Raw genomic sequence first — 24,295 nt, 5'->3', positions numbered from 1 at the left:
CCTCCACCCGAAAGATTAGCGACGGGCGCCGTTCCCCGGCACGGTGGAGCGCGTGAAGACGTACCGCCAGCTGTTCGCCGTCCGTGAGTTCCGCGTCCTCTTCCTCGTCCAGTGCCTCAACATCGGGTCGTATGCCGTCGCGTCCCTCGCGCTCGGCACGATCACCTTCGCCGCCACCGGGTCGCCGGTGCTCACGGCCCTCGCGATGTTCGGCGCCCCACTCATGCGGCTCGTGGGGCAGTCGCTCGTCGGCTCGGGCTCCGACCTCGTCCGTCCGCGCACGGCGCTGCTCATCGTCTTCACGGCGACGCTCGTCACCGACCTGCTCCAGACCATCCCCGGTCTCCACTGGGGCTGGCGCTTCGTGCTGCTCGCGGTCGGTCCGCTCGTCACGTCGGCGCTCGGCGGGAGCATGATGGCGCTCGTCTCCGACATCCTCCCGCCTGACGGCTTCATCCTCGGCCGGGCGACGATGAACATCGCGGTCGGCGGCATGCAGATCGTCGGCTTCGGCATCGGCGGTCTGCTCCTCATCAGCTTCACGACGACGCAGCTCTTCCTCGGCTCGGCTGCTGCCCTCCTCGTCGCCGTGGTCCTGCTGCGCCTCGGTCTCTCGGACCGTCCCCCGCGCGACGCGGGGGCGTCCCTGGTGCGCCGCACGCGCGAGGTGAACCGTCGTCTGCTCGGGTCACCCGTCGTGCGTCCGATCTACCTCACCCTGTGGGTGCCGAACGGGCTCATCGTCGGTTGCGAGGCGCTCTTCGTCCCCTTCGCCGGTGACCGTGCCGGCTACCTCTTCGCCGTCACGGCGGCGGGCATGCTGCTGGGTGACGTCGTCGTCGGCCGCTTCGTGTCGATCCGGGTGCGGGACCGGCTCATCGGCCCGCTCCGGCTCCTGCTCGCCGTGCCGTACTTGGTGTTCTTCCTCATCCCGTCGCTTCCGTATGCCGCCGCACTGGCCTTCGTCGCGTCCGTCGGCTACTCGGCAAGCCTGCCCCTGCAGGAGCGGCTCGTCACGCACACCGGCGACCAGGTGCGAGGTCAGGTCTTCGGCTTGCAGGGCACGGGCCTCATGGTCGGTCAGGCGCTCGGTGCGCTGCTCGGTGGCTCCCTTGCGAGTGCGCTCGGGATGGGCCCGGCCGCCGCAGCGCACGCGATGGGGGTCCTGGCGGTCGCGTCGGTCCTCGTGTCGGTGGCCCTGACCCCCGGTCTACGACGTTCCCGCCCCAGTCTCCTCCGGCACCACCGATCACGCGCCGCCTCGCAGGTGTGACGGCGCGCGTACGGAACTGACCACTCGACGTGTGGGTGGGCGTTGAGACGGTCGAGTGGTCACTTTGGTACGGGGTTGGGCGCGTACGGAACTGACCACTCGACGTGGGGTGGGCGTTGAGACGGTCGAGTGGTCACTCTCGTACGAGGCCGGGTCGGGGTTGGCGCAGAGAGGGAGAGCTGGTCAGGGGACGAGGCCGCGGCGGCGCGCGATCGCTGCGGCCTGGGTGCGACCGGCCGCACCCAGCTTGGCGAGCAGGTTGGAGACGTGGACGCTCACGGTCTTGGTGCTGATGTAGAGCTGCTTGCCGATCTGGCCGTTGGTCAGGCCGCGGGCGAGCAGGGCCAGCACCTCGAGCTCGCGCGGCGTGAGGTCGGGCGAGGTGTTCGAGGCCCCGGCCCCCGAGGACCCGGGACGCACCTCGTCGAGCTCCGTCAGCAGCGGCTTGGCCTCGAGCCGGACGGCGGTCTCACGGGCCTGCTCGGCGACCTCGCGAGAGCCTGCATCGTCGCCTGCGGCGCGCAGGGCCGATGCGAGACGGGCCTGTGACCGCGCCGTCTCGAAGACGTGCCCGTAGCGCTGGAACGCATGCACGCTGACCCGCCACGCCTCGACGAGGTCGGCGGCCGCAGGAGGGTGCTCGAGGTCGGTGACGCGGCGCAGGCGCAGCACCTCCGCCTCGAGTCGGGCGGTCCACGCCCACGTCTCGCGGCTCGTGTCCTCGAGCGAGGCGCCGGCGGATCGCTCGAACTTCGGGCGGCTGGCCTTCTCGACGGCCGGCCTCAGCTCGCCGATGCGTCGCCCACGCGCCGCGAGGTCGTCGACGAGGGCGAGCGCCCGGTCGCGCAGGGCCGGGTCGGCGTCGGGCACGAGGTCTGCGGCCTGGCCGGCGACGAGTGCCGCGAGCCGGACCACCGCGTGGTACTCGCCCCATGCCGCGTCGAGGCTGCGGACCGCGGCCTCGGTGATGTCGAGCACGCCCGCGAGGTCGCCGGCCTGGCCGAGGAGGTCGACCGCCGGCATGACCGTCAGCACGACACAGAGGCCGTCGACGGGCCACCACTCGCGCATGGCCCCGAAGAGACCGGGGTCGACGGGCTCGCCGCGCCCGGACTGCACGAGCAGCATCGCACCCGTGAAGATCGTGCGACCCGGCTGCGGCGCCGGTGCGCCCTCGAGGTCGAGGCGGCGCACCGCACCGTCCCAGTCGCCGAGCTCGTAGGCGGTCATGCCGCCGAGCAGCCGGCACTCCTGGCCCCACGGTGCCCACTCCCGGTGCATCCGCCGGGCCACCGCGGCACCGCGGTCGTAGACGGCCAGGGCGCCCGGCAGGTCGCCCCGGCGGTGCGCGAGCGAGGCGAGCTGGTGCAGGGCCCGCAGGAGCAGCGGGTCGTCCGGGCCGATGTCGTCGACGACGCCACGCAGGTGCAGCTCGACCGACTCGAGGTCCTCCTGCGCCTCGAGGACGCGGGCCATGATCGTGCGCACCTCGGCCAGCGCCCCTCCCAGGCCGAGGCGCTCGGCGAGCAGCGAGACCTCGTTGCCGACGACCGCGGCCTCCACGAACGACCCGTTGTCGACGAGCGCCTGCACGCGCGCGACGAGCACCCGCACGCGCCGCTCGTCGGCCGCCTCGTCGATGAGCGTCAGGGCCTCGTCGGTCAGGGCGATCGAGTCGACGGGCAGGTCGAGGATGCGCGAACGCACGACGAGCGTTGCGAGCAGGTCGGCGCGAGCGCCAGGCTCCTGCGCCGTGCCCGGGTGGTCGAGGCGGTCGCGGAGCAGGTCGATGGCGCGGATCGGGTCACCCGCGACCATCGCGGCCCGCGACGCCCGCAGCGTCACGTCGTCGCGCTCGGGGTCGTTCTCGTCGAGCCACGAGAGCGCGCGTTCGAAGTGGAGCAGGGCCTCCTGCGGGCCACCGACGGCCATCGCGGCCTCGGCGGCCTCACGGCTCGCGCGCACCGCCGTCGGGAGATCGCCCACGGCTGCGGCGTGGCGGGCCAGCTCGGACGCGGGAGCGAGGTCGGGGCGCTCGGCCAGCACGGCGGCATACGCCCGGTGGAGGCGAAGACGTTCACCCGGCAGGAGGCTGTCCGCGACGGTCTCGCCGAGCAGGGCGTGGCGGAAGGAGTACGCCGGAGGCCAGCGGGGCTCGAGGACGTGGTGCTCGACGGCGGCCGCGAGGGCGGCCTCGAGAGCCTCGTCGGGCAGGTCGAGGACGCGGGAGAGCAGCTCGTGCCCGATGAACTGGCCGCCCTTGAGGGCCACGGCGCGCAGCACGCGTTGGGCGGTGTCGTCGAGCTGCTCGACCCGGGCGCGCAGCACGCGGCTGAGGCCACCGGTGAGGGCCTGGCCCGCTGCGGCGCTCGCGACCAGCTCCTCGGCGAAGAACGGGTTGCCCTGGGCCCGCCGGGCGATCTCGGTGGCGGTGTCCGCGTCGGTGGGGGCGCCCTCGATGCCGGCCACGAGCTCGCAGACGGCGTCGTCGGGCAGCGGGGCGAGCTCGACGTGCTCGAGCCCTGCGATGCGCGCCCACACGGCGAGCGTCTCGTGGAGGGGGTGGCGACGGTAGAGGTCGTCGGAGCGGTAGGTCACGACGAGGCCGACGGCCTTGGTGAAGCCGCGGGTCAGCAGCAGCGTGATGAGGTCACGCGAGGAGTGGTCGGCCCAGTGGACGTCCTCGATGACGAGGAGGGAGGGCTGCGCGTCGCCCAGGGCGGAGAGCAGGGCGTGGACGGCCTCGGCGACCTGGCCGGGGTCGGTGGTGCGGCCGGACTGCGCCGGGTCGTGCGCCTCGGGACGCCCCGGAAGGAGGTGGCCGAGGCTGGGGTGCGTGTCGAGCACGTGCTCGACGACCTCGGGGTGCCCGGCGTCGACGGCACCGACGAGCTCGACGAAGGGCAGGTACGCCAGGCTGCTGCCGGCCTGGCCGACGCAGTGCCCGACCGCGGTGAACCAGTCGGCGTCGCCCGCCTCGGTGACGAGCTGGCCGACGAGCCGCGACTTGCCGATGCCGGCGTCGCCGGACAGCACGACGACGCCACCGGGCTGGGCGCCCGGGGTGGGGCGCAGTCCGATGGCGTCGGCGAGACGGGACAGGTCGATGTCCCTCCCGATGAGAGGGCCGGTGCTGAGCGGCATACGCGGAATCATCGCGTACTCCGCCGACAGCAGCGGGACGGTGGGCGACATCGGTCGCATCGCCGTCGTCACCGGGTGCGGCCCGGGTTGTTCTCCTCTCGGGAGATCCGCGCGAACGTGCGGCGCATGATCTCGAGCGACGAGTCGCGACGGACGCGACGACGCTGCGGGTAGCGGGCCTCGATCTCGAGCTGGACGGTGCGGAAGTCGACGTGCTGGGTGGTCATGGCCGATCCTCTGTGAGTGCCGTGTTCTGGACTCCTCAAGAGTCGGTCGCTGAGGTAGGCCCCCACATCGGACGACCTCCCTATCCCCGCGCTCGCCCTACCTCAGATCTGCCCGGTCACTACCTCAGGCGAGGACGAGCGTGGCGGCGATGCCGAACATGACGATCGCGATGGCGACGTCGAGCACACGCCAGGTGGCGGGTCGTGCGAACAGCGGTGCGAGCAGGCGGGCGCCGTAGCCGAGCGTCGTGAACCACGCGACGCTCGCGGTCGCGGCGCCGACCGTGAACCACCAGCGGCCGTCCGGGCCGTGCTGGTTGGCGAGCGACCCGACGAGCAGCACCGTGTCGAGGTAGACGTGCGGGTTGAGCCAGGTCAGGGCGAGCACCGTCGTGAGCGCGCCGCTGCGCGACGGGGCCGTGCCGTCCGCCTCGAGCACCGTGGCACGGCGGGCGTTGCGCAGGCTCAGGAGCCCGTAGCCGACGAGGTATGCCGCCCCGATCCATCGCACTGCGGTGAGCACTCCCGGGTGGGCCGTGACGAGGCCACCGATGCCGAGCACGCCCGCGACGACGAGGATCGCGTCACTGACGGCGCAGACGAGCACGACGAGGCCGACGTGCCGTCGCGTGAGGCCGGTGCGCAGGACGTAGGCGTTCTGGGCACCGATGGCGACGATGAGGGAGGCCATGGTGAGGAAGCCGGGCACGAGGGAGGTCACGCCTTCGACGGTAGGTCTCCGACCGGCATCAGTGAAGCGAAGGTTTCTTCAGTATCATTAGCATGGCTGTATGCGCCTCCAGCCCGAGCACCTGGCCACGTTGCTCGCGATCGTCGACACGGGCACGTTCGACGCGGCCGCGCGGCGGCTGCACGTCACGCCCTCGGCGGTGAGCCAACGGGTCAAGGCGCTCGAGGTCGAGGTGGGGCAGGTCGTCCTCGTGCGCTCGACCCCATGTCGGGCCACGTCGGCGGGGGAGGTGCTCGTGCGCCTGGCCCGGCAGCAGGCCCTGCTCGAGTCGGAGGCGCTCGCGGGGCTGACAGCCGCGGCGGGGGAGCGCGTCGACCTGCCCATCGCCGTCAACGCGGACTCGATGTCGACGTGGTTCGGGGCGGTGCTCGGTGAGGTCGCGGCCTGGGACGACGTCGTGCTGCGGGTGCACGTCGAGGACCAGGACCACTCGGCGCGGCTGCTGCGCTCGGGCGAGGTCCTCGGCGCCGTGACGTCGGACCCCACACCGGTGCAGGGCTGCTCGACCGAGCCGCTGGTGACACTGCGCTACGTTCCCGCGGCGACGCCGCGCATCATCGAGCGGCACCGGATCGGACGCGGGATCGACTGGTCCGCAATGCCGCTCGTCCGTTTCAACGACAAGGACGACATCCAGCAACGGATCCTCGACCGACACGGCGTCACGACCGTGCCTCCGACCCACGAGGTGCCCGACGGCGGAGGCTTCGTCGCAGCCGTACGCGCCGGGCTCGGCTGGGGTGCGCTCCTGAGCACCCAGCTCGCCCCCGGTCTCGCATCCGGTGAGCTCGTGCGGCTCGGAAGCCGCGACCACGTCGACGTGCCGCTCTTCTGGCAGCGCTGGCGGCTGCCCTCCGAGCGTCTCGACCGGCTCAGTGCGGTGATCAGGCTTGCTGCGGCGACGGTGGCCCCGACGGCGCGGTCTCTTCCTGCCAGGCCCGCCACGCGGCATACCCGCCGATGACGTCGGTCGCGCGGTGGATGCCGAGGTCCTGGAGTGCCGCTGCCGCGAGGCTCGAGCTGTAGCCCTCCTGGCAGAGGACGATCACCTCGAGGTCGTGGCTCGCGATGGGCAGGGCGGCGTCGCTGGCGGGGTCGAGCCGCCACTCGAGGACGTTGCGCTCGATCACGGTCGCGAACGGCAGCTGGCCCTCCGCCTCGCGCTGGGCGGCCGGCCTCGTGTCGACGATGACCGCACCTCGCGACCGCGCCGCGTCGGCCTCCGCGGGGGTGAGGCGGTGAAGACGCGCCCTGGCCTCGGCGAGGAGCTCGTCGATGGTGCGCGGCCGGCTCACCAGTCCACCCCCACGGCGGCGTGCTCTTCGACCTCGAGGATGCCGTCGACGTTGCGGTAGTTCGTCATGGCGGTCAGCTTCGGTGCGTAGACGTGCAGGCTGACCGCGGGGTCCGACCCCGCGTTGGTGACCCGGTGCAGGTGGCGGGTGCCGAACGTGCGCTGGTCACCGGGGGTGAGTAGCACGCCGGGACCGGTCGCTCGGCGCACGTCGTCGAGGTCGACGGCGGTGCGATAGCCCGCGACCTCCTCCGTGAGCGTGCCCTGGAGCACGACGAAGGAGCCGGCGCTGCCGCCGTGGTCGTGCCACGGCGTTCCCTGGCCGGGGAGCCACGTCAGCAGCCAGGCCTCGTGGTCGTGGTCGGCGTGGAGGCGCGCGTAGTAGCGCGTGATGGGGTCGAAGTCGACGAGCCCGGACCAGAGGGTGCGTTGGCCTGCGAGGCGACGGGCGGTGTCTGCGAGGTTGACGGAGGTGCGCTGGGCGCCGCGGGACATGGTGGTGCCTTTCGAGTCGGGAAGAGAGGGAGCTGGGATCGCTCGGGAGGGCGCCGGGAGCCAGGGGCTCAACGGGCTGCGGCACTCCCGAGCCCGCGACAGGCGGGAATTCTCGCCAGTTCGCGTCCCGGACACATGGCTGTCGTGAAGGCGGACTCGAGGCTCCTCCACTGACGTACATAACCATGCGTTCTCATAAGAGAAACATTAACTTATGCCGTTCGCATCGTGCAAGCGGCTTGCCATTAGGTAAGGCTCACCTATCTAATGGGCGCGTGTCCGCCCCTTCCCTCGCGCCCGCGGTCGTGCCCGCGGGCGCCACCGCGGTCGTGCCCTGGCTCGACCTCGCGGGTGACGCGGCCGCCCGCGCCATCGTGCTGCCGGGGCGGGTCGTGAGCCGCGGGGAGCTGCGCGACCTCGTCGACGCGGCCGCACGGCAGCTGCCGGGCCCCCGTCGCCTCGTCCTCGTCGCGATGGACAACCGTCCCGAGGCACTCGTCTCCTACCTCGCCGCCCTGCGTGAGGGGCACGCCGTCCTGCTCGCCCCCAGTGACCGGCCGGACGCGCTCGACGCCCTTCGTGCCGCGTGGGACCCCGACGTCGAGGTGGCCCCCGACGGAACGGTGCTCGTGCACCGCCACGCGCCGGCGACCGAGCTGCACCCAGACCTTGCCCTCCTGCTCAGCACCAGCGGTTCCACGGGTTCGCCCAAGCTCGTGCGCCTGTCCTGGGACAACCTCGCCGCCAACGCAGAGCAGATCGCCAGCTTCCTCCAGATCCGCGAGTCCGACTGCGCCGCAACGTCGCTGCCGCTGCACTACTGCTACGGTCTGTCGGTCCTGCACAGCCATCTGGCCCGCGGCGCGAGCATCGCCCTGACCGACCTCTCGGTCGTCGACCCGTGCTTCTGGGACCTCGCCCGCGCCGCCGGAGTCACCTCCTTCGCCGGTGTGCCGTGGACCTTCGAGATGTTGGAGCGGTCCGGCTTCGCCGACCGCGAACTGCCGAGCCTGCGGTACGTCACCCAGGCCGGCGGCCGCCTCGACCCCGACCGGGTCCGGCACTGGGCCGAGCTCGGGCGCGAGCGCGGCTGGGACTTCTTCGTCATGTACGGCCAGACCGAGGCGACGGCCCGGATGGCCTTCCTGCCGCCCGACCTCGCCACCACGCACGCTGGGGCCATCGGCCGGCCCGTCCCGGGCGGCGCGTTCGAGATCGAGGACGGCGAGCTCGTCTACTCCGGCCGCAACGTGATGCTCGGCTACGCGACGACCGCAGCCGACCTCGCGCTCGGTCGGACCGTGACCCGGCTGCGCACCGGCGACCTCGGTCGACGTCGCCCCGACGGTCTCTACGAGGTGACGGGGCGGTCGAGCCGACACGTCAAGGTGCTCGGACACCGCGTCGACCTCGACGTCGTCGAGCAGCGGCTCCGGGTCGCCGGTCGCGATGTGCGTGTAGCCGGCCGTGAGGGGCTCGTGGCCGTGACCGTGCGCGACTGCGGCGACCAGGGTGCGGTGAAACGGGCCGTCAGCGACGTCGCGCACGTGCCGCTCGGGGCCGTACGCGTCGTCGAGGTGACCGAGCACCCCACTCTCCCGGGTGGCAAGGTCGACCAACGCGGCATCGTCACGCTCGCCGGGGCCAAGCCGGACGAGACGCGTGCAGCCCCGCACCCCGTTGTGCCCCAGGAAGGCTCGGTCGAGCGCCTGTATGCCGTCACCCTCCACCGCGACCATGTGCCCCACGACGCCACGTTCGCCTCGCTCGGCGGTGACTCGCTCAGCTACGTCGAGGTGTCGCTCCGGCTCGAGTCGCTCGTCGGCGGCCTCCCCGCCGCGTGGCACGTCACGTCCGTGGCCCGGCTGCAAGTGCTCGCCGACGAGGTGGCGCGGAGCGCGTCCCGGCCCGCCGCCGACGGCACGGACGACGCAGCGACGCGGACGGCATACGGCCTCGACGGTGCTGACGGCCGGCTCGCCCGCGCACGGCGCCGGCGCACCGTCGAGACGAGCGTGTGGCTGCGCGCGCTCGCGATCCTGCTCATCGTCGGCACCCACGCCGATCTCTTCTCGCTCCAGGGCACGGCGCACGCGCTCCTGGTCCTCGTCGGCTACAACGTCGCGCGGTTCGCGCTCACCGCGCCCCGGCGGCGTGACCGGCTCAGGGCGCTCGCGCGCGGGCTCGTGCGCGTCGTCGCCCCCACTCTTGCCGTCGTCGTCCCGGCCCATGTCGTCTGGGGCTACTACGAGCCACGCAACCTGCTCCTCGCCAACTGGGTGTTCGGTGAGGAACGGCTCGGCCCGCCGTGGCGGTTCTGGTTCATCGAGGCGATCGTCCTTGCGCTCGTTGTCGCGATCGCCCTCACTGCCCTGCCGGCCGTAGCCCGCGCCGAACGGCGCTGGCCCTTCGGTCTGCCTGTGGCTCTCACGCTCGCCTCGTTCACGCTGCGCCTCGAGCTCTTCGAGCTGCCGGTGCCGCGGATGCAGGGGTCGGCGCTCGTCGTGCTCTTCCTCTTCTTCCTCGGCTGGGCCATCGCGCGCGTGTCGAGTCCTCGCGAGCGGTGGGTGGTCACGGCGGGGGCTGTCCTGCTCGTCGGGACGTTCTCCGGCAACCCGGCCCGCGACGCGCTCTCCCTCGCGGTCGTGCTCGCGCTCGTCTGGTGGCCCACGACCCGGATGCCGGGCGGTCTGGTCCCGATCGTGCAGGTGCTCGCGGCGAGCTCGCTCTTCGTCTACGTCATCCACTGGCAGGTGCTCGAGCACCTCTGGAGGCGACCGCTGCTGGCCTTCGTGGGTTCGATGGTCGTCGGGATCGCCTACTGGCTCGTGTGGACCCGCGCCCTGCCGTGGGCTGGCGGCAAGTTGTCCACACCTGACCGGAAAAGGGGCGGCGCGCTGTCGGTGCCGGCGCCTACGGTCGTCGGGTGACCGCAGACACCCGCACCGCTTCCGAGCCGACCACCTCGCGCCGCACGACGTGGCTCGTCGTCGCAGCCGTCGCGGTGACGCTGCTGCTGTGGGCGTCGGCGTTCGTCGCCATCCGCCACCTCGGCCGTGACGTGCCACCCGGGGCGCTGTCCCTCGGGCGGCTGCTCATTGCCGCAGCGGCACTGGCGTTCTTCGTCTTCCGGCGCCCGCGCACGTGGCCCGCGCGTCGCGACTGGCCGCTGCTGCTGCTCTGCGGCGTCGGCTGGTTCGGCGTCTACAACCTCGCCCTGAACGAGGCCGAGCGGCGCATCGACGCCGGCACGTCTGCGCTCATCGTGCAGATCGGACCGATCATCGTGGCCCTGCTCGCGACCGTCTTCCTCGGCGAGGCGATGTCGCGGTGGCTGCTCATCGGGATGGCGGTCGGCTTCGCCGGGGTCGTCGTCATCGCTCGCGGCTTCTCCTCGGGTGACTCCGGCGACATGGTGGGCGTGTGGCTGGCCGTCCTCGCCGCGGTGACGTATGCCGTCGGCGTCCTCGCGCAGAAACCCCTCCTCGGGCGACTGCCCGGGCCGGAGGTCACCTGGCTCGCCTGTGTCATCGGCGCGGTCGTGTGCCTGCCCTGGACCGGCGAGCTCGTGACGGTCGTGCGCGAGAGTGACGCCGGCACACTGTGGTGGATCGCGTACCTCGGCATCTTCCCGACGGCCATCGCGTTCTCCACCTGGGCCTACGTGCTCGCTCGCAGCGATGCCGGGAAGCTGACGCTGACAACCTTCCTGGTGCCGTTCATCGCGACGCTCATCGCCTGGGCGCTGCTCTCCGAGGTGCCGCCGGGTCTGACGTTCGTCGGAGGTGCGCTGTGCATCGCGGGAGTCCTGCTGACCCGCCGCAAGCCGAAGAGCGCCGTGGCGTCCGTGGAGTGATGGCGGGCCGAATTCGTCTGTGCAGCAGGCGGGTTCGCTGAATTCGTCTGTGGACAACTCTTGCGCCGGGAGTAGCACTGGTGTTCTGATGGAGCCGTCGGGCAGCCGGGTGAGGGGAGTGAGTTCGTGCCATTCCTCGACACCTGGCGCCTGCCGTACGCGCGCGTCATCAGGCTCGCGGCCGCGCGGGACCGGCAGGACGGCCGCCACGGCGTGGCTGACCGCGAGGGCGTCGAAGCCGTCCGAGCCGAGCGAGATGGATCCCTGCTCGATGGAGCCCTGCTCGACGGGACGCCGCGCCAGAGGGCGTCAGCGGCGCAGGCTCGGCCTGCGTCGGCGGGGCTTGATCGGGCGGCGCCCGCCAGTGTGCTCGGAGTCAGCGTGGTGCCTGGCGGCGCTGTGGGCGCGGGGGGTCGCGGACGGGCAGTCGCAGGATGAGGCGTCGGGCGAGGTGCTGACGCGCCTACCGTGGCGGGATGAGCCTGCCGGCCGACAGTCACGTGCACACGGAGTGGTCCTGGGATGCGGCGTTCGGCGACATGGCGAGGACGTGCTCGCGGGCCATCGAGATCGGCCTGCCGGCTGTGGCGTTCACCGAACACGTCGACCACACCGTGTGGACCCTCGACCGGACGCACGTCGACCCGGACGCGCACCTGCTGAACTTCACCTCGAACGACGGGCTCGTGACCCCGCGTCGGTTCGACGCCGCAGGCTACCTCGACGCCGTCGAGGCCTGCCGCGAGCAATTCTCCGGCCTGCGCCTTCTCACCGGAGTGGAGCTCGGAGAGCCTCACCTGCACACCGAGGCCGTTCGTCGGGTCCTGGCGGCAGGCACGTTCGACCGGGTGCTGGGTTCCCTGCACTGCCTACCCGACGGCAACGGTTGGACCGAGCCGGGCGAGCTCTTCGGACGGCGCGCCTCCGCCGACGTCGTCCGCTCCTACCTGCTCGACGTCGCCGACATGGTCGCCGTCGACGAGACGTTCGCGGTCCTCGCCCACATCGACTACCCGGCCCGCTCCTGGCCTGCCCGGACCGAGGGGCCCTTCGACCCGGCGGACTTCGAGGCGGAGTTCCGCCACGCCCTCGAGGCGACCGCGGCGGCAGGCAAGGCTCTGGAGATCAACACGGTCCTGCCTCTGCATCCGACGGTCGTGCGCTGGTGGCGCGAGGTCGGTGGCGACGCGGTCAGCTTCGGCAGCGACGCCCACGCTCCCGAAGGGCTGGGCCGCCGATTCCGCGAGGCGTCCCAGCTCGCCGAGGCTTGTGGCTTCCGCGCGGGCCGCGACCCGCACGACCTGTGGGGTCGGGCCGACGGCCCGGCGTGAGCAACGTGCTGCTCGACCTGCCCGAGCAGAGCTGATCCTGCTGGCGTTCAGTGCGCGACGCGAGTGTCGTGCGCGATCCGGGTGCGCTGCGCGACGCGGATGTCGTGGGCGACCCGGGTGTCGTGCGCGACAGGTGTGTCGTGCAGGACCCGGGAGAGGTCGCGGTCGATCTCCGCGTCGGCGCCGAAGGGCGCACGAGGCAGCGAGAACGTCCGGCGGTGGTGCGGCCCGAGGGCTGCGACGAGAGCGACGATCATGGCGATGAAGAAGATGATGTCCATGGCAGAAAGTCTGCGCCCGTACTGATCCAGCCACGAGTGGCAGAACAGACGATGTTCGACAAGATCCTGCCAACGTGTCATGCTGGCCAGATGTTGAGCACGATTGCCGTGATCGTCAAGGAACCGGTGGCCATGTTCGAGCTCGGGGTGCTGTGCGAGGTCTTCGGCCTCGACCGCACCGACGACGGCGTCCCGGCGTTCGACTTCCGGGTCTGCTCCGCACGCCCGGGCGAGGTCCTGCGCACGACGAGCGGCGTGAGCGTGGTCGCCACCCACCCGCTGGAGGCCGCCCGCGGCGTCGACCTCGTCGCGATCCCCGGCGGTTCGGTCGACGGACCTTTCGACCCCGAGGTACTCGACATCCTGCGCGAGACCGCCGAGAACGGCGGGCGCGTCCTCTCCGTCTGCTCCGGCGCCTTCCAGCTCGCCGCGGCCGGCCTGCTCGACGGCCGTGACTGCACGACGCACTGGAGGTATGCCGCCCGGCTGGCGGCCGAGCACCCCCGCGCCTGCGTCGACCTCGACGTCCTCTACGTCGAGGACGGCCCGGTCCTGACGAGCGCCGGCACCGCGGCCGGCATAGACGCGTGCCTCCACCTCGTCCGCACGGAGCTCGGCTCGGAGGTCGCCACGCGCATCGCGCGGCGGATGGTGGTCCCACCGCACCGGTCCGGCGGTCAGCGCCAGTTCGTCGAGACCCCGGTCCCCTCCGAACCGTGCGAGGGTCTGCAGGACGTCCTGGAGTGGGTCGTCGAACGTCTCGACGAGGAGCACTCGATCCCGTCGCTCGCCAAGCGGGCCGCCATGTCGGAGCGGACCTTTGCCCGCCGCTTCACCGCCGAGGTCGGCACGACGCCGCACAAGTGGCTGACGAGCCAGCGCGTGCTGCGAGCCAGGCACCTGCTCGAGTCGACCGACTTCGACGTCGAGCGCATCGCCCGCGAGAGCGGCTTCGCGACAGCTGCGGTGCTGCGCCATCACTTCCAGCGGCAGATCGGCATCCCGCCGGTCTCCTACCGTCGCGCCTTCACCAAGCAGCCGGTCAGCGCCTGAGGTGACCCGCTCGAGCCCTCTGGGCTCGTCTCGCGGTCTATTGGGCTGGGGCTAGACACCACAAGACGGCGCGATCGAGGGTCGTCCTCGTCGCGACAACGCCGGTTACCGCCAGTAGGTTACTGGCGAGTGGACGCCACCGACGTCGTCCCCTGGTCAGAGGAGACCGCTCGATGCCCCACCCCTCCACGCCTTGCGCCTCGTTCGCTCCCGTCCGGCTCTCCCGCCCTCGCCGCGTCCTCGGAGTCGTCGCCCTCGCCGTGGCCGCGGCCCTCATGTCGCCGGTCACCACCGCCCGCGCCGCCGACTTCTACACGCCGCCGGGCTCCGTCGACGCGTCACCCGGCACGGTCTTCCGCGCCGAGCCGATGACCTTCTACCTCGACCCTCTGCGCCTCGTCCCGTCGAACGCGCGGGCCACCCGCGTCATGTACGCCACGCGTGACCGCACCGGCGCGCCCGTCGCCGTCACCGGCACCGTCCTCGCGCCTCCGGTCCCGTGGGTCGGCGTCGGTCAGCGTCCCGTCGTCGGCTACGCCGCCGGCACCCAGGGCCTCGGCGACCAGTGCGCCCCCAGCCGCCAGCTCGCTGCGGGCTCCGAGTACGAGGGCGCCTTCATCTCCGGCCTGCTGGCCCGCGGGTATGCCGTCGCGATGACCGACTACGAGGGCCTCGGCACGCCCGGCACCCACACGTACATGGTGCGCGAGGCGCAGGCACACGCCGTACTCGACATGGTCCGGGCCGCCCAGCAGCTCCCCGCCACCGGTCTCCCGTCGGCGGGGCCGGTGCTCCTCGCCGGCTACAGCCAGGGTGGAGGGGCCACGGCGGCCGCGGTCGAGCTCGCCCCCACGTACGCGCCGGAGCTCAAGGTCAAGGGCGCGGTCGCCGGTGCGGTGCCCGCCGAGCTCGGTGCCGTCGCTGCCCACCTCGACGGCAGCCTCTACTCGGCCTTCGCCCTCTACGCCGTCGCCGGTCAGGCCGCCGCCTACGGCATCGACCTCGACGACTACCTCAACGCCCGCGGCCAGTCGGTCACAGAGGCCGTGCGAGGCGAGTGCGTCGCCGAGTCGATCGCGCTGCACGCCTTCACGAGGTCGAGCACCCTGACCGCCGACGGCCGCGACCTCGCAGAGCTCGCCGCGTCCGAGCCGTTCCGCTCGATCATCGCCGACCAGCGCATCGGCCGTCTCCGGCCCGCCGTGCCCGTCCTCGTGACGCACTCGGTCCTCGACGACGTCATCCCGTACGCCGTGGGCAAGGGCCTCGCGCGGGACTGGTGCGCGCGCGGCGCCAACGTCGCCTTCTCGCCGAACATCACGCCGACCCACGTCGGCGGTGCGGTGCCGTCGTTCGCCAAGCAGTTCGCCTTCCTCGAGGCCCGCGTCGCCGGGCTCCCGCAGGCCTCCGACTGCTGGTGGCTGTGACGGGCCGCTGACCTCGCTCCGACGGACTCAGCGGTTGCGGCGGGCGATCGCGCTCGAGAGGACAGTGGCGAAACCGCACCACGCGGCGTACGGAGACAGGGCGATGCCCGCGCCCGTCTTGGCGGCTCCTGCACGCCGGGCGAGGTCGCCCGCGCTCACCGTGAGCGCGGCCGCTCCTGCGGCGGCAGCCCAGGGCTTGCGCACGCGCCAGAAGACGACGCTCCATGCCGCATTGAGCGCGAGGTTGGTGCCGAACGCCTTGAGGTACGCGGTGCGGCCCGCCGTGTCGCCCGCCCGGTCGTACGCGGTGAGCGCGGCCGCCGAGCTCGCCGCGAGGTCGGCGTAGAGGCCGGTCCACACCACGGGGAACGCCACGGTGGGCGGCTGCCACCCGGGCAGGTCGAGGGACCGGTACCAACGCGAGCTCGGCTGTGTCGCAAGTGAACCCGCTATGGCACACGCCATGGTCGCCGTCCCCGTGAGGGCGAGGTTGCGTCGTGCGGTGTCGGGTTCGGCGTTCTGCACCGCCGATCTCACGGCCGTGTCGAAGTCGGTCAACCCTCCCGGCACGTCGACGTGCTGCTCGATGTCGCGCTCCTTGACGACGACCTCGTGCACGAGGCTGCCGACGAGCGGCTTCGCCAGCCCGGCCGAGATCGGGGTGACGAGCCCGACCCAGTGACTCGCGAGCCCAGGTGTCAGCACGGGGACCGTGACGACGAACGGCCTTCGGCGCCCCGCCACATCGGCGAACCGCGCGATCATCTCCCGGTAGGTGAGCACCTCCGGACCGCCGATGTCGAACGCCCGGCTCACCTCTGGCGGAAGGCTGCCCGCGCCGACGAGCAGGGTCACGACATCGTCGACCGCGATCGGCTGGATCTTGTTCTCGAGCCACTTCGGGGCGACCATCGCCGGCAGCCGCTCCGTGAGGTAGCGCAGCATGTCGAACGACGCCGAGCCGTCGCCGAGCACGACGGCGGCCTGGAGCACGGCCGTGGGCACGCCGCAGTCCAGCAGGATCCGGCCCACCTCGACGCGGGACGCGAGGTGCGGCGAGAGCACCTCGTCGTGGGGGTGCAGGCCGCCGAGGTAGACGATCCGCGACACGCCCTCCTCGCGCGCCGCCGCGCCGAACGTCGTCGCGGCCTCACGGTCGCGCGACTCGAAGTCAGGACGGTCGTCCATCGAGTGCACGAGGTACCAGGCGGCGTCGACTCCGGACAGTGCCGTGCGCATGTCCGTCTCGGACGAGACGTCGCCCTCCACCACCTCGACCTCCTCGAGCCAGGGCCGGCTCTCGAGCGACGCCCGACGCCGGGTGAGCACGCGTACTCGCCACCCGTCCGCGAGCAGCCTCGGCACGACGTGCCCGCCCACGTAGCCGGACGCGCCGGTCACGAGAGCGGTGCGCGCGGGGATGGGCGGGGTGGTGTCGTGGGACGTCATCAGGTCACCTGGTCAGCTCGAGGGCGGGTGGGAGGAGCAGGAGCATCCCGGCCGACCACGTCACGTGCGTGATGATCGGCCCGAGGATGCCGCCCGTGGCCCGGCGCTGCAGCGCCGTCACGAGCCCGAGGACGGCGGCGGCGAGCACCAGCAGGGGGATGCCGCTGCCGACCGTGGTCAGCGCGTAGAGCACGGTCGTCACGGCGACCGCGTGCGACGGCAGGGCGGCATACAGCGCGCCGCGGAAGTACAGCTCCTCGACCACGCCGTTGAGCACCGTGATGGCGAGGACGACGGGGAGCGAGCCGAAACGTGCGTGGTCGAGCAGCTCGTCGACCGGCTCGCGCAGCACCGGGACGCGCGCCACCACGAGGGCACCGACGAGGAAGACCGCGAGCAGCAGCGTGCCGAGGGCGAGCGACTGCACGACGGGTCGCGCCGCAGGGCCGCCGGCGCGCGTGTGGCCCCGGCCGAAGTGGAGCGGCCCTGAGACCACCGCGCCGACTCCCCATGCAGCGGCCAGAGCGAGGGTTGCGGCGTAGAAGAGTGGGTCGCCCGGTCGGATCCGCAGCGCCCAGGCGAGCGCGGCCGAGCCGACGGCGAGGGTCACGGCGGCGACGACCCGTCGTCGCGTCCGTGCCGGCGGCGGGTCGGGCTGCTCGCCGGCGCCGGGGCGGAGCAGGGCGGCGTCGAGGAACGCCCGCAGCTCGGCGACCGGACCCCGCACCTGCCCTCCTCCCGACTGGCTCCACCGACCCGTCCCATCGACCCGGCTCATCGACGACGCGCGCGCTCGTAGCGCGCCAACGTCTCCCTGCGCTCGTCGTCGTGGTCGACGACCTGCCTCGGGTAGTCGTTGTCGTACCCGTTGTCGTGCTTCCACGGTTCGTGCGCCGCTGCTCCCGGCAGGTGGCGCAGCTCGGGCACCCAGCGCCGGACGTACACGCCGTCCGGGTCGAACTTCTTGCCCTGGGTCACCGGGTTGAAGACCCGGAAGTACGGCGTCGCGTCCGTACCGGTCCCCGCGACCCACTGCCAGCCGTGGTTGTTGGAGGCGAGGTCACCGTCGACGAGGTGCTCGAGGAAGTGCCTGGCGCCGACCGGCCACCACACGTGGAGGTCCTTGGTCAGGAAGCTCGCCGTGACCATCCGCAGCCGGTTGTGCATCCAGCCCTCGTGGAGCAGCTGGCGCATGCCGGCGTCGACGATCGGGTAGCCGGTACGCCCCTCGCGCCACGCGTCGACGAGCCGGTCGGTCTCGGGGCCCGAGTCGTACGGCAGCCTCGCGAGCTCCGGCCGCAGGTCGTGCCACGCCGAGTCGGGGTCGTGCCACAGCACGTCGGCGTGGAACTCGCGCCAGATCAGCTCTGTCACATACGTGTTCGCGGCCTGCGATCGCCCGGCGGTGTGGGCTGCGAGGTCGGCCAGGATGGTCCGCGGGTGGATCTCGCCGAACTTGAGGGCCGCCGACATCCGGCTCGTGGTGTCGAGGTCGGGTCGGTCGCGTTCCTTGTCGTATGCCGTGAGGCCCTCGCGCAGGAAGGCATCCCAACGCTCGAGCGCCGCAGCTTCACCGGCCTCCGTCAGCGTCACGGTCGGCAGGGCGTCGCTGCCCACGTCGGCCCGCAGCCACGGGATGCGCGTGGGCCGGGACGCCGGCGCAGGCCTCCCGTGCCGGTGCCACGCCTTCGAGAACGGCGTGAAGACCTTGTAGGGAGAACCGGACTGGTTGAGGATGCGTCCGGGCCCGACGGCATACGGAGTGCCGGTGGCGACGAGCTCGCGGCCGTCGTCGGCGAGAGCCCTCGCGATCTTCTCGTCGCGTCGGCGACCGTAGGGGGTGGTCTCCCGGGTGACGTGCACCCGCAGGGCGCCGACCTCCCTCGCGAGGCGTGGGATGACGTCGACGGGGTCGCCTTTGCGGACGACGAGCGCACGGCGTGTGTCCTTCGACAACGACGCGAGCGAGGCGAGCAGCCGTTGGGTGCGCGGGGAGTCGCGCGCCAGCCGGGGGTCGAGCACGAAGACGGGCAGCACGTGCGTGGCGTCCCCGACCGCGGCGAGCAGCGCCGGGTGGTCGTTCAGTCGCAGGTCGCGCCGCAACCACAGGACCGAGGTCGTCGACGGCATCATCTGGGGGCCCCCCGCCCGGTGCCCTGCCGCTCGAGACGCACCTGGGCGACGTCGAGGTAGCCCGTGGCGAAGCCGGCCTGGCAGTACGCGAGGTAGAACTCCCACTTGCGACGGAAGGTGTCGTCGAAGCCGAGCGCGGCGACCTCGGGCCAGCGCGCGAGGAACGCCTCTCGCCAGCGTCGCAGCGTCTCGGCGTAGTCGGCGCCGAACGCCTCGACACCCGTGATGCGCAGTGTCGTCGCGCCCTCGGTCGTCTCGCTGATCGCCTGGAGACTCGGGATGAGGCCGCCGGGGAAGATGTGCTTCTGGATCCAGCCGTACGAGTGCTTCGTGGCCATGAGTCGCTCGTGCGACATGAGGATCGCCTGGACCGCGGCCACGCCGCCCGGCGCGAGGCGCTCGTCGATGGTGCGGAAGTACGTCTCCCAGTACTCCTCGCCGACGGCCTCGACCATCTCGACGCTGACGACGGCGTCGTAGTCGCCCTCGACCTCGCGATAGTCCTGGATCCGGATGTCGACGCTGTCGGCCTGGCCGGCCGCGGCCACCCTCCGGCGGGCGAGCACCGCCTGCTCCTTCGACAGGGTGACGCTCGTGACCGTGGCACCGCGTCGGGCGGCCTCGAGGGCGAGGGTGCCCCAGCCCGTCCCGATCTCGAGCAGGCGCGTGTCCTGGCCGACCTTGGCCATGTCGAGGATCGCGCGCACCTTGCGCAGCTGCGCGGCCTCCAGCGACTGCGTGTGCAGCGGCTGGTGCTCGTCGAAGAGCGCCGAGCTGTAGCTCATCGTCTCGTCGAGGAACGCCGCGAAGAGGTCGTTGGACAGGTCGTAGTGCGCCTCGATGTTGCGGCGCGACCCGAGCAGCGAGTTGCGCTGGGTCGACGGGATCCGCCGGTCGACGACGCCGCGCAGCCGCAGCCAGCCCGGAGGCACGGCCGTCGTCAGGCACGCGGCGAACGGCGCGAAGAGATCGGCGAGGTCGGTGCCCTCGGCCGCTCGCCAGTCGCCGGCCATGTAGGCCTCGCCCAGGCCGATCTTCGGGTGGTGCGCCAGCCGCTCGAAAAGGGCTGTCGGGCGGACGACCTCGAGGGCGGGCACACCGGCCCGGCGCGTGCCGCCGTCGAGGAGCGAGCCGTCGGGCAGGACGACGTCGACGCGGACGCGCTTCGCGACCTGCGCGACGATGCGCCGGGCGAGTCGCGCGCGCAGGCAGAAGCGACGCAGGCTCGGCCGGCGCAGGCACAGCGGCTGCGCCATGGTGGGCGGCTGGGCGGTCATCGGACGGCCTCCTCGGGGTGGTGGGGGCGCGGCAAGACGGGCAGCCGGCGCAGCCACAGGCGGATGCCGTGGGCCCGGATCAGCGTCGTCACCCTCTGGGTCATGAGGCCGTGCCGGCGGACGAGGCGCAGCAGAGCGCGCGCTGACGCGGGCTCCGGCGTGCCGCGCGTGACGGCGGTCATGACGCGCTCGCCGCCGCGGTCGAGGGCCACCGTCACCGAGACGGCGCTGGGCTCGAGGACGAGCCGGACGGCATACTCCCCGGTCGTGTCGTTGAAGGGCGAGACGTAGAACGCCTTGCCGACCGTCGCCGTGCCGTCGTCGGCGACGTCGAGCAGGTACGCGTGGCGCTCGCCGTACGTGTTGTGCACCTCGAAGACGACGCCGAGCAGCGTGCCGTCCGGTCGCAGGCACCAGAAGACCGACAGCGGGTCGAAGGTGTGCCCGAGCACGCGCGCGTTCGCGAGCATGAGCACCCGGTCGTCGTGCCCGAGCGCGATGCCCCGAGCGGCGAGGAAGCGCTCGACGTCGCCGCGCAGGCCCCCGCCGAGACGACCCGCGTCCAGGTGGTCCCGCGGGTCGAACGTCGCGAACAACGTTGCGGGCCAAAGCAGTCGGGGAAGGTGGTCGACGTCCACGAGCCACTGGTAGTGGCCGTACGTGAAGCTGTGGCGCAGCGGCATGCGGCGCGAGTGGCTGACGGTGCCGTCGACGAGTGCGGGCACCGGCGGAGGGGTCAGGACCGTGGTCACCAGCGCACCCCGAACGACTCCGCGGCCTCCACGCCGGACCGGCACCCGTCCTCGTGGAAGCCCCAGCCGAGGTGGGCGCCCGCGAAGGCGAGACGGTCGCCGCCTCCGTCGCTCAACCGGGCCGCGGCCTCGACGGCCTGGCGGGTGAAGATCGGGTGGTCGTAGCTCATCCGGGCCGTCACGAGCGACTCGTCCACCGTCCTCCCGGGGTTGAGCGTGACGACGTGGTCGTCGGCGTCGGCGATGCCGTGCAGCCGGTTCATCCAGTAGCTGACCGTGACGTCGGTCGCCGGGGCGTCGCACGCGCGCAGGCGGTAGTTCCACGACGACCGCGCCTGACGCGGCCGAGGCAGCACCGACGAGTCGCGGTGCAACCACGTCGTGTTCCTGGAGTAGCGGATGGCTGCGAGGTCGCGTTTCTCGTCCGGCGTCGCGTCGGCGAGCAGGTCGAGCGCCTGGTCGGCGTGGGTCGCGACGACGGCCCGGTCGAACGTCGTCACCCCACCGGCCACGCAGACGTCGACCCCGTCGTCGTGCCTCGTCACCGCGGTCACCGGGCTCTGCTTGCGCACGTCCGGCAGACGCTCGACGAGCCGCTCGACGTAGGTCGCCGACCCGCCGGTGACGGTGCGCCACCGGGGTGACCCCGTCACCGCCAGCATTCCGTGGTGGTCGAGGAACCGGAAGAGGTGACGCGCCGGGTAGGCGCTCGCCTCGAGGTCGCCGCACGACCAGACGCACGCGACCAGCGGGATCGCGAAGTGGCGCACGAAGTAGTCGGAAAAGCCCTGCCCGGCAAGGAACTCGCCCCATGTGGGGTCGTGCGACCCGTCCGCGAGCAGCGCGTGCGCGGCCCGGTGGAAGCGCGGCACGTCGCGCAGCATGCGCACGAACCGCGGGTCGGCGAGGCGGCGCTTCTGAGCGAACAGGCCACTGGGTCCGCGCCCGCCGGCATACGACAGCCCGCAGCCCTCGCACGTGATGCTCATGCTCATCTCCGTCGCCCGGGTCGGCACGTCGAGCTCGCGGAAGAGGCGCAGGAGGTTCGGGTAGGTGCGCTCGTTGTGCACGATGAAGCCGCTGTCGATGCGCAGGGACCCGTCGCGGCCGCGGACGTCGTGCGTGTGGGCATGCCCGCCGAAGCGCCCCTGGCTCTCGAAGAGGGTGACGTCGTGGGTGGCGCTGAGCACGTGGGCCGCGGTCAGGCCGGAGACGCCGGCCCCGATCACCGCTGCGGTCGGTCGGGCGGTCGGTCGGGCTGTCGGTCGGGTCGTGCCGTTCGCTCGAGTCACCGAGCCCTCCTCGCTATGGGTCCCGGGTGGTTCGGTGCGGTGCCCCGACCGGATTGTGAGGGCCTCGCGGTGCGATGCCTTGTCCAACGTTCGTCCACACCGTAGAGTGGTTGTCGAAGGTCTGTCAAAGGTTGGAGTGCACATGGTCATCGAACGCACCGTCACCGTCGACCAGCCGGTCGACCGCGTCTTCGCCTACCTGAGCGACTTCACCAACACCACCGACTGGGACCCGGGCACGATCCACACCGAGCGGGTCGCCGGCGAGGGCGGCGTCGGCACGCGCTACCACAACACGTCGAAGTTCCTCGGTCGCGAGACCGAGCTCGACTACCTCGTCACCGAGAGCGTTCCCGGGGAGAGGGTCGTCCTGCGGGGCGAGAACGCGACCGTGGTCGCGCACGACACGATGACCTTCGTGCGCACCGTGACGGAGGGCGGCGAGGGCACGACGGTGACCTATCGGGCAGACTTCGAGTTCAAGGGGATCGCGAAGCTCATCGCGCCCCTGCTCGCCCCGGCCTTCGCGAGGCTCGGCGACGAGGCCGAGAAAGGACTTCGCACTGCCCTGGGGCGTCTGGAGTAGACGATGTACACCATCAAGCGCGCCGCCGAGCTGACGGGCATCAGCGTCGCAACGCTGCGCGCGTGGGAGCGGCGCTACGGGGTCGTCAGCCCGAAGCGCTCCGACGGCGGCTACCGGCTCTACGGCCCTGAGGACGTCCGCGCGCTCGCGATCATGAACTCCCTCGTCACCGAGGGGTGGTCAGCCCGCGAGGCCGCGGCCGACACGTTGCGCCGACTCTCGTCCCGCGACGCCGGGGGGCGGGGCGGGTCGCCCCCGCGGGCGGGACGCCCCACCCGTGCCAATGCGCAGCGCCCCTCCGCCCGCTTCCACTCCGAGGACGCCGAGGCGTTCGTCCGCGCGGCTGAGCGGCTCGACTCCGCGTCGGCGACGGCAGTGCTCGACTCCCGCTTCGCGCTGGGCACCTTCGAGCACGTCGTCGACGACTGGCTCATGCCTACGCTCGAGCTCGTCGGCGAGGAGTGGGCGCACGGCCGCCTCACCGTGGCCGGGGAGCACCTCGTGTCGTATGCCGTCCAGCGACGGCTCGCCGCCGCCTACGAGGCTGCCTCGGGCCGTGTCGACGGCCCGACGCTGCTCGTCGGCCTGCCGCCAGGAGCCCGGCACGAGCTCGGGCTGCTCGCCTTCGCCGTCGCCGCGCGGCGGGCCGGTTTCGCCACGGTCTACGTCGGCGCCGACCTCCCGGCAGAAGACTGGGTGCGCGCCATCGAGGCCAGGCGCGCAGCCGGTATCGTCATGGCCGTGCCCCGCGACGTCGACTCCACGTCCGCCCAGGAGATCGTCGACACCGTGAGCCGCAAGCACCCCGAGGTCGTCATCGGTCTCGGCGGCAGCCGCCAGGACGATGTCACCGGCACCGTCATCCACCTCGGCCACTCGATCACCGTGGCGGTGGGCGAGATGACCCGCCGTCTCAGCGTCCCGGCCTGACCGTGCGCGTCCTGGTCCTCGGCGGCACGGGTGAGGCCCGCGCCCTCGCAGCAGTGCTCGTGGCGCGCGGCGACGACGTCGTGTCGAGCCTCGCCGGGCGGGTCAGCGAGCCGGCCCTGCCCGTCGGCAGGGTGCGCACGGGCGGCTTCGGCGGCGTCGAGGGGCTCGCCGCCTACATCGACGGCCACGTCGACCACGTCGTCGACGCGACGCACCCGTTCGCAGCGCAGATCACCGACAACGCGGTTGCCGCGACCGCCCACGTCGGCGTGCCGTTCGTCCGGCTCCAGCGCCCCGGCTGGTCCGTGCACCCGCTCGCCGACAGGTTCACCTGGGTCGCCGACGTCGACGCCGCACGCTCAGCCGCCGAGCGTCTCGGCCGCCGTCCGTTCCTCACGACGGGTCGCCAGCAGCTCGACGCCTTCGCGTCGTGGGACGACCGCTTCGTCCTCGCCCGCGTCGTCGACCCGCCCGACTGGCAGGTGCCGGCCGGGTGGGAGGTGCTGCGCGCGCGGGGCCCCTACCCGTACGACGGCGAACGCGACCTCATGCGGAGCCGCCGGGTCGACGTGCTGCTGACCAAGGACTCCGGCGGCGCGCTCACCGAGGCCAAGCTGGCGGCCGCCCACGACCTCGGCGTGCCCGTCGTCGTCGTGCGCCGTCCCCCCGTGCCCGAGGGCGTACTCGTCGTCGCGTCGGTCGCCGACGCGGTGGTCGCGCTCGACGCGAAAAGCGACTGACGGC

22 protein-coding genes are annotated in these 24,295 nt (G+C 72.4%); 10 read left to right on the top strand and 12 right to left on the bottom strand.

The window, feature by feature from the left end:
• Positions 1-52 precede the first annotated feature (52 nt).
• The gene (locus H9I49_RS01920; protein ID WP_188028626.1) at positions 53-1,273 is read left to right on the top strand and encodes an MFS transporter; all 1,221 of its coding nucleotides are present in this window, start codon (positions 53-55) and stop codon (positions 1,271-1,273) included.
• Between the two features lie 183 nt (positions 1,274-1,456).
• Here H9I49_RS01920 and H9I49_RS24175 read toward each other — a convergent pair whose 3' ends face one another.
• The 3 genes from H9I49_RS24175 to H9I49_RS01905 form a co-directional block, all read right to left on the bottom strand.
• Positions 1,457-4,468 carry a helix-turn-helix transcriptional regulator gene (locus H9I49_RS24175; RefSeq protein WP_304650667.1) on the bottom strand — a complete coding sequence of 1,004 codons (3,012 nt, stop codon included), beginning with the start codon at positions 4,466-4,468 and terminating at the stop codon, positions 1,457-1,459.
• Positions 4,469-4,485: 17 nt separating this feature from the next.
• On the bottom strand, positions 4,486-4,644 hold the full coding sequence (locus H9I49_RS01910; RefSeq protein ID WP_188028624.1) for a hypothetical protein: 159 nt from the start codon (positions 4,642-4,644) through the stop codon (positions 4,486-4,488).
• 124 nt (positions 4,645-4,768) lie between these two features.
• Entirely contained in the window at positions 4,769-5,365 is a 597-nt protein-coding gene (locus tag H9I49_RS01905; protein WP_188028623.1) for a LysE/ArgO family amino acid transporter, read from the bottom strand.
• 70 nt (positions 5,366-5,435) lie between these two features.
• Here H9I49_RS01905 and H9I49_RS01900 point away from each other — a divergent pair, with 70 nt between their 5' ends.
• On the top strand, positions 5,436-6,359 hold the full coding sequence (locus H9I49_RS01900; protein ID WP_188028622.1) for a LysR family transcriptional regulator ArgP: 924 nt from the start codon (positions 5,436-5,438) through the stop codon (positions 6,357-6,359).
• Here the strand turns inward: H9I49_RS01900 and H9I49_RS01895 are convergent.
• Positions 6,280-6,690, bottom strand: coding sequence for a rhodanese-like domain-containing protein (locus H9I49_RS01895; protein ID WP_188028621.1), 411 nt, complete (start codon positions 6,688-6,690; stop codon positions 6,280-6,282). The two genes, H9I49_RS01900 and H9I49_RS01895, sit on opposite strands and share 80 nt — an antisense overlap.
• A complete protein-coding gene (locus H9I49_RS01890) occupies positions 6,687-7,184 on the bottom strand; it encodes a cysteine dioxygenase family protein (protein ID WP_188028620.1) in 498 nt (165 codons plus the stop codon). The genes H9I49_RS01895 and H9I49_RS01890 overlap by 4 nt, the downstream gene beginning before the upstream one ends.
• A gap of 275 nt (positions 7,185-7,459) precedes the next feature.
• Between H9I49_RS01890 and H9I49_RS01885 the strand changes: the two genes are divergently transcribed.
• From H9I49_RS01885 to H9I49_RS01875, 3 genes are all read left to right on the top strand, one after another.
• Positions 7,460-10,114 (top strand): AMP-binding protein, encoded by a 2,655-nt coding sequence (locus H9I49_RS01885; RefSeq protein ID WP_370587390.1) that lies wholly within the window; start codon positions 7,460-7,462, stop codon positions 10,112-10,114.
• Positions 10,111-11,040 carry a DMT family transporter gene (locus H9I49_RS24275; protein WP_370587389.1) on the top strand — a complete coding sequence of 310 codons (930 nt, stop codon included), beginning with the start codon at positions 10,111-10,113 and terminating at the stop codon, positions 11,038-11,040. The genes H9I49_RS01885 and H9I49_RS24275 overlap by 4 nt, the downstream gene beginning before the upstream one ends.
• Positions 11,041-11,516: 476 nt before the next feature.
• On the top strand, positions 11,517-12,371 hold the full coding sequence (locus H9I49_RS01875) for a PHP domain-containing protein (RefSeq protein WP_188028619.1): 855 nt from the start codon (positions 11,517-11,519) through the stop codon (positions 12,369-12,371).
• 47 nt (positions 12,372-12,418) lie between these two features.
• Here H9I49_RS01875 and H9I49_RS01870 read toward each other — a convergent pair whose 3' ends face one another.
• Positions 12,419-12,652: a hypothetical protein gene (locus H9I49_RS01870; RefSeq protein WP_188028618.1), complete on the bottom strand. Its 234-nt coding sequence runs from the start codon at positions 12,650-12,652 to the stop codon at positions 12,419-12,421.
• Positions 12,653-12,742: 90 nt separating this feature from the next.
• On the opposite strand from H9I49_RS01870, the gene H9I49_RS01865 reads away from it, so the two are divergent.
• The gene (locus tag H9I49_RS01865) at positions 12,743-13,705 is read left to right on the top strand and encodes a GlxA family transcriptional regulator (protein WP_188028617.1); all 963 of its coding nucleotides are present in this window, start codon (positions 12,743-12,745) and stop codon (positions 13,703-13,705) included.
• Between the two features lie 173 nt (positions 13,706-13,878).
• Positions 13,879-15,132: a lipase family protein gene (locus H9I49_RS01860; RefSeq protein ID WP_188028616.1), complete on the top strand. Its 1,254-nt coding sequence runs from the start codon at positions 13,879-13,881 to the stop codon at positions 15,130-15,132.
• Positions 15,133-15,159: 27 nt separating this feature from the next.
• Here H9I49_RS01860 and H9I49_RS01855 read toward each other — a convergent pair whose 3' ends face one another.
• The 6 genes from H9I49_RS01855 to H9I49_RS01830 are packed head-to-tail and all read right to left on the bottom strand — an operon-like array spanning position 15,160 to position 22,035.
• The gene (locus H9I49_RS01855) at positions 15,160-16,581 is read right to left on the bottom strand and encodes a tryptophan-rich sensory protein (RefSeq protein WP_188028615.1); all 1,422 of its coding nucleotides are present in this window, start codon (positions 16,579-16,581) and stop codon (positions 15,160-15,162) included.
• Positions 16,582-16,585: 4 nt separating this feature from the next.
• Positions 16,586-17,308, bottom strand: a complete 723-nt coding sequence (locus H9I49_RS01850; RefSeq protein WP_188028614.1) for a CPBP family intramembrane glutamic endopeptidase — start codon at positions 17,306-17,308, stop codon at positions 16,586-16,588.
• Between the two features lie 47 nt (positions 17,309-17,355).
• Positions 17,356-18,714: a deoxyribodipyrimidine photo-lyase gene (locus H9I49_RS01845; protein ID WP_188028613.1), complete on the bottom strand. Its 1,359-nt coding sequence runs from the start codon at positions 18,712-18,714 to the stop codon at positions 17,356-17,358.
• Complete coding sequence (locus tag H9I49_RS01840; protein ID WP_188028612.1) at positions 18,711-19,991, bottom strand: cyclopropane-fatty-acyl-phospholipid synthase family protein; 1,281 nt, start codon at positions 19,989-19,991, stop codon at positions 18,711-18,713. The genes H9I49_RS01845 and H9I49_RS01840 overlap by 4 nt, the downstream gene beginning before the upstream one ends.
• Positions 19,988-20,743, bottom strand: a complete 756-nt coding sequence (locus H9I49_RS01835; RefSeq protein ID WP_370587388.1) for a DUF1365 domain-containing protein — start codon at positions 20,741-20,743, stop codon at positions 19,988-19,990. Before H9I49_RS01835 ends, H9I49_RS01840 begins: the two co-directional genes overlap by 4 nt.
• Positions 20,740-22,035, bottom strand: coding sequence for an FAD-dependent oxidoreductase (locus H9I49_RS01830; protein WP_188028611.1), 1,296 nt, complete (start codon positions 22,033-22,035; stop codon positions 20,740-20,742). Before H9I49_RS01830 ends, H9I49_RS01835 begins: the two co-directional genes overlap by 4 nt.
• Before the next feature lie 142 nt (positions 22,036-22,177).
• Here H9I49_RS01830 and H9I49_RS01825 point away from each other — a divergent pair, with 142 nt between their 5' ends.
• From H9I49_RS01825 to H9I49_RS01815, 3 genes are read left to right on the top strand one after another with little or no spacing between them, the layout of a single operon-like run.
• Positions 22,178-22,621, top strand: coding sequence for an SRPBCC family protein (locus tag H9I49_RS01825; RefSeq protein ID WP_188028610.1), 444 nt, complete (start codon positions 22,178-22,180; stop codon positions 22,619-22,621).
• 3 nt (positions 22,622-22,624) lie between these two features.
• The gene (locus tag H9I49_RS01820) at positions 22,625-23,551 is read left to right on the top strand and encodes a MerR family transcriptional regulator (protein ID WP_188028609.1); all 927 of its coding nucleotides are present in this window, start codon (positions 22,625-22,627) and stop codon (positions 23,549-23,551) included.
• 2 nt (positions 23,552-23,553) lie between these two features.
• A complete protein-coding gene (locus tag H9I49_RS01815) occupies positions 23,554-24,291 on the top strand; it encodes a cobalt-precorrin-6A reductase (RefSeq protein WP_188028608.1) in 738 nt (245 codons plus the stop codon).
• Positions 24,292-24,295: the final 4 nt, after the last annotated feature.

This window comes from Terrabacter sp. MAHUQ-38, from assembly GCF_014518425.1.
GTDB lineage: Bacteria > Actinomycetota > Actinomycetes > Actinomycetales > Dermatophilaceae > Terrabacter.
The sequence above is the reverse complement of the archived record's forward strand: the minus strand, read 5'-3'. Positions and strand labels throughout refer to the sequence as shown.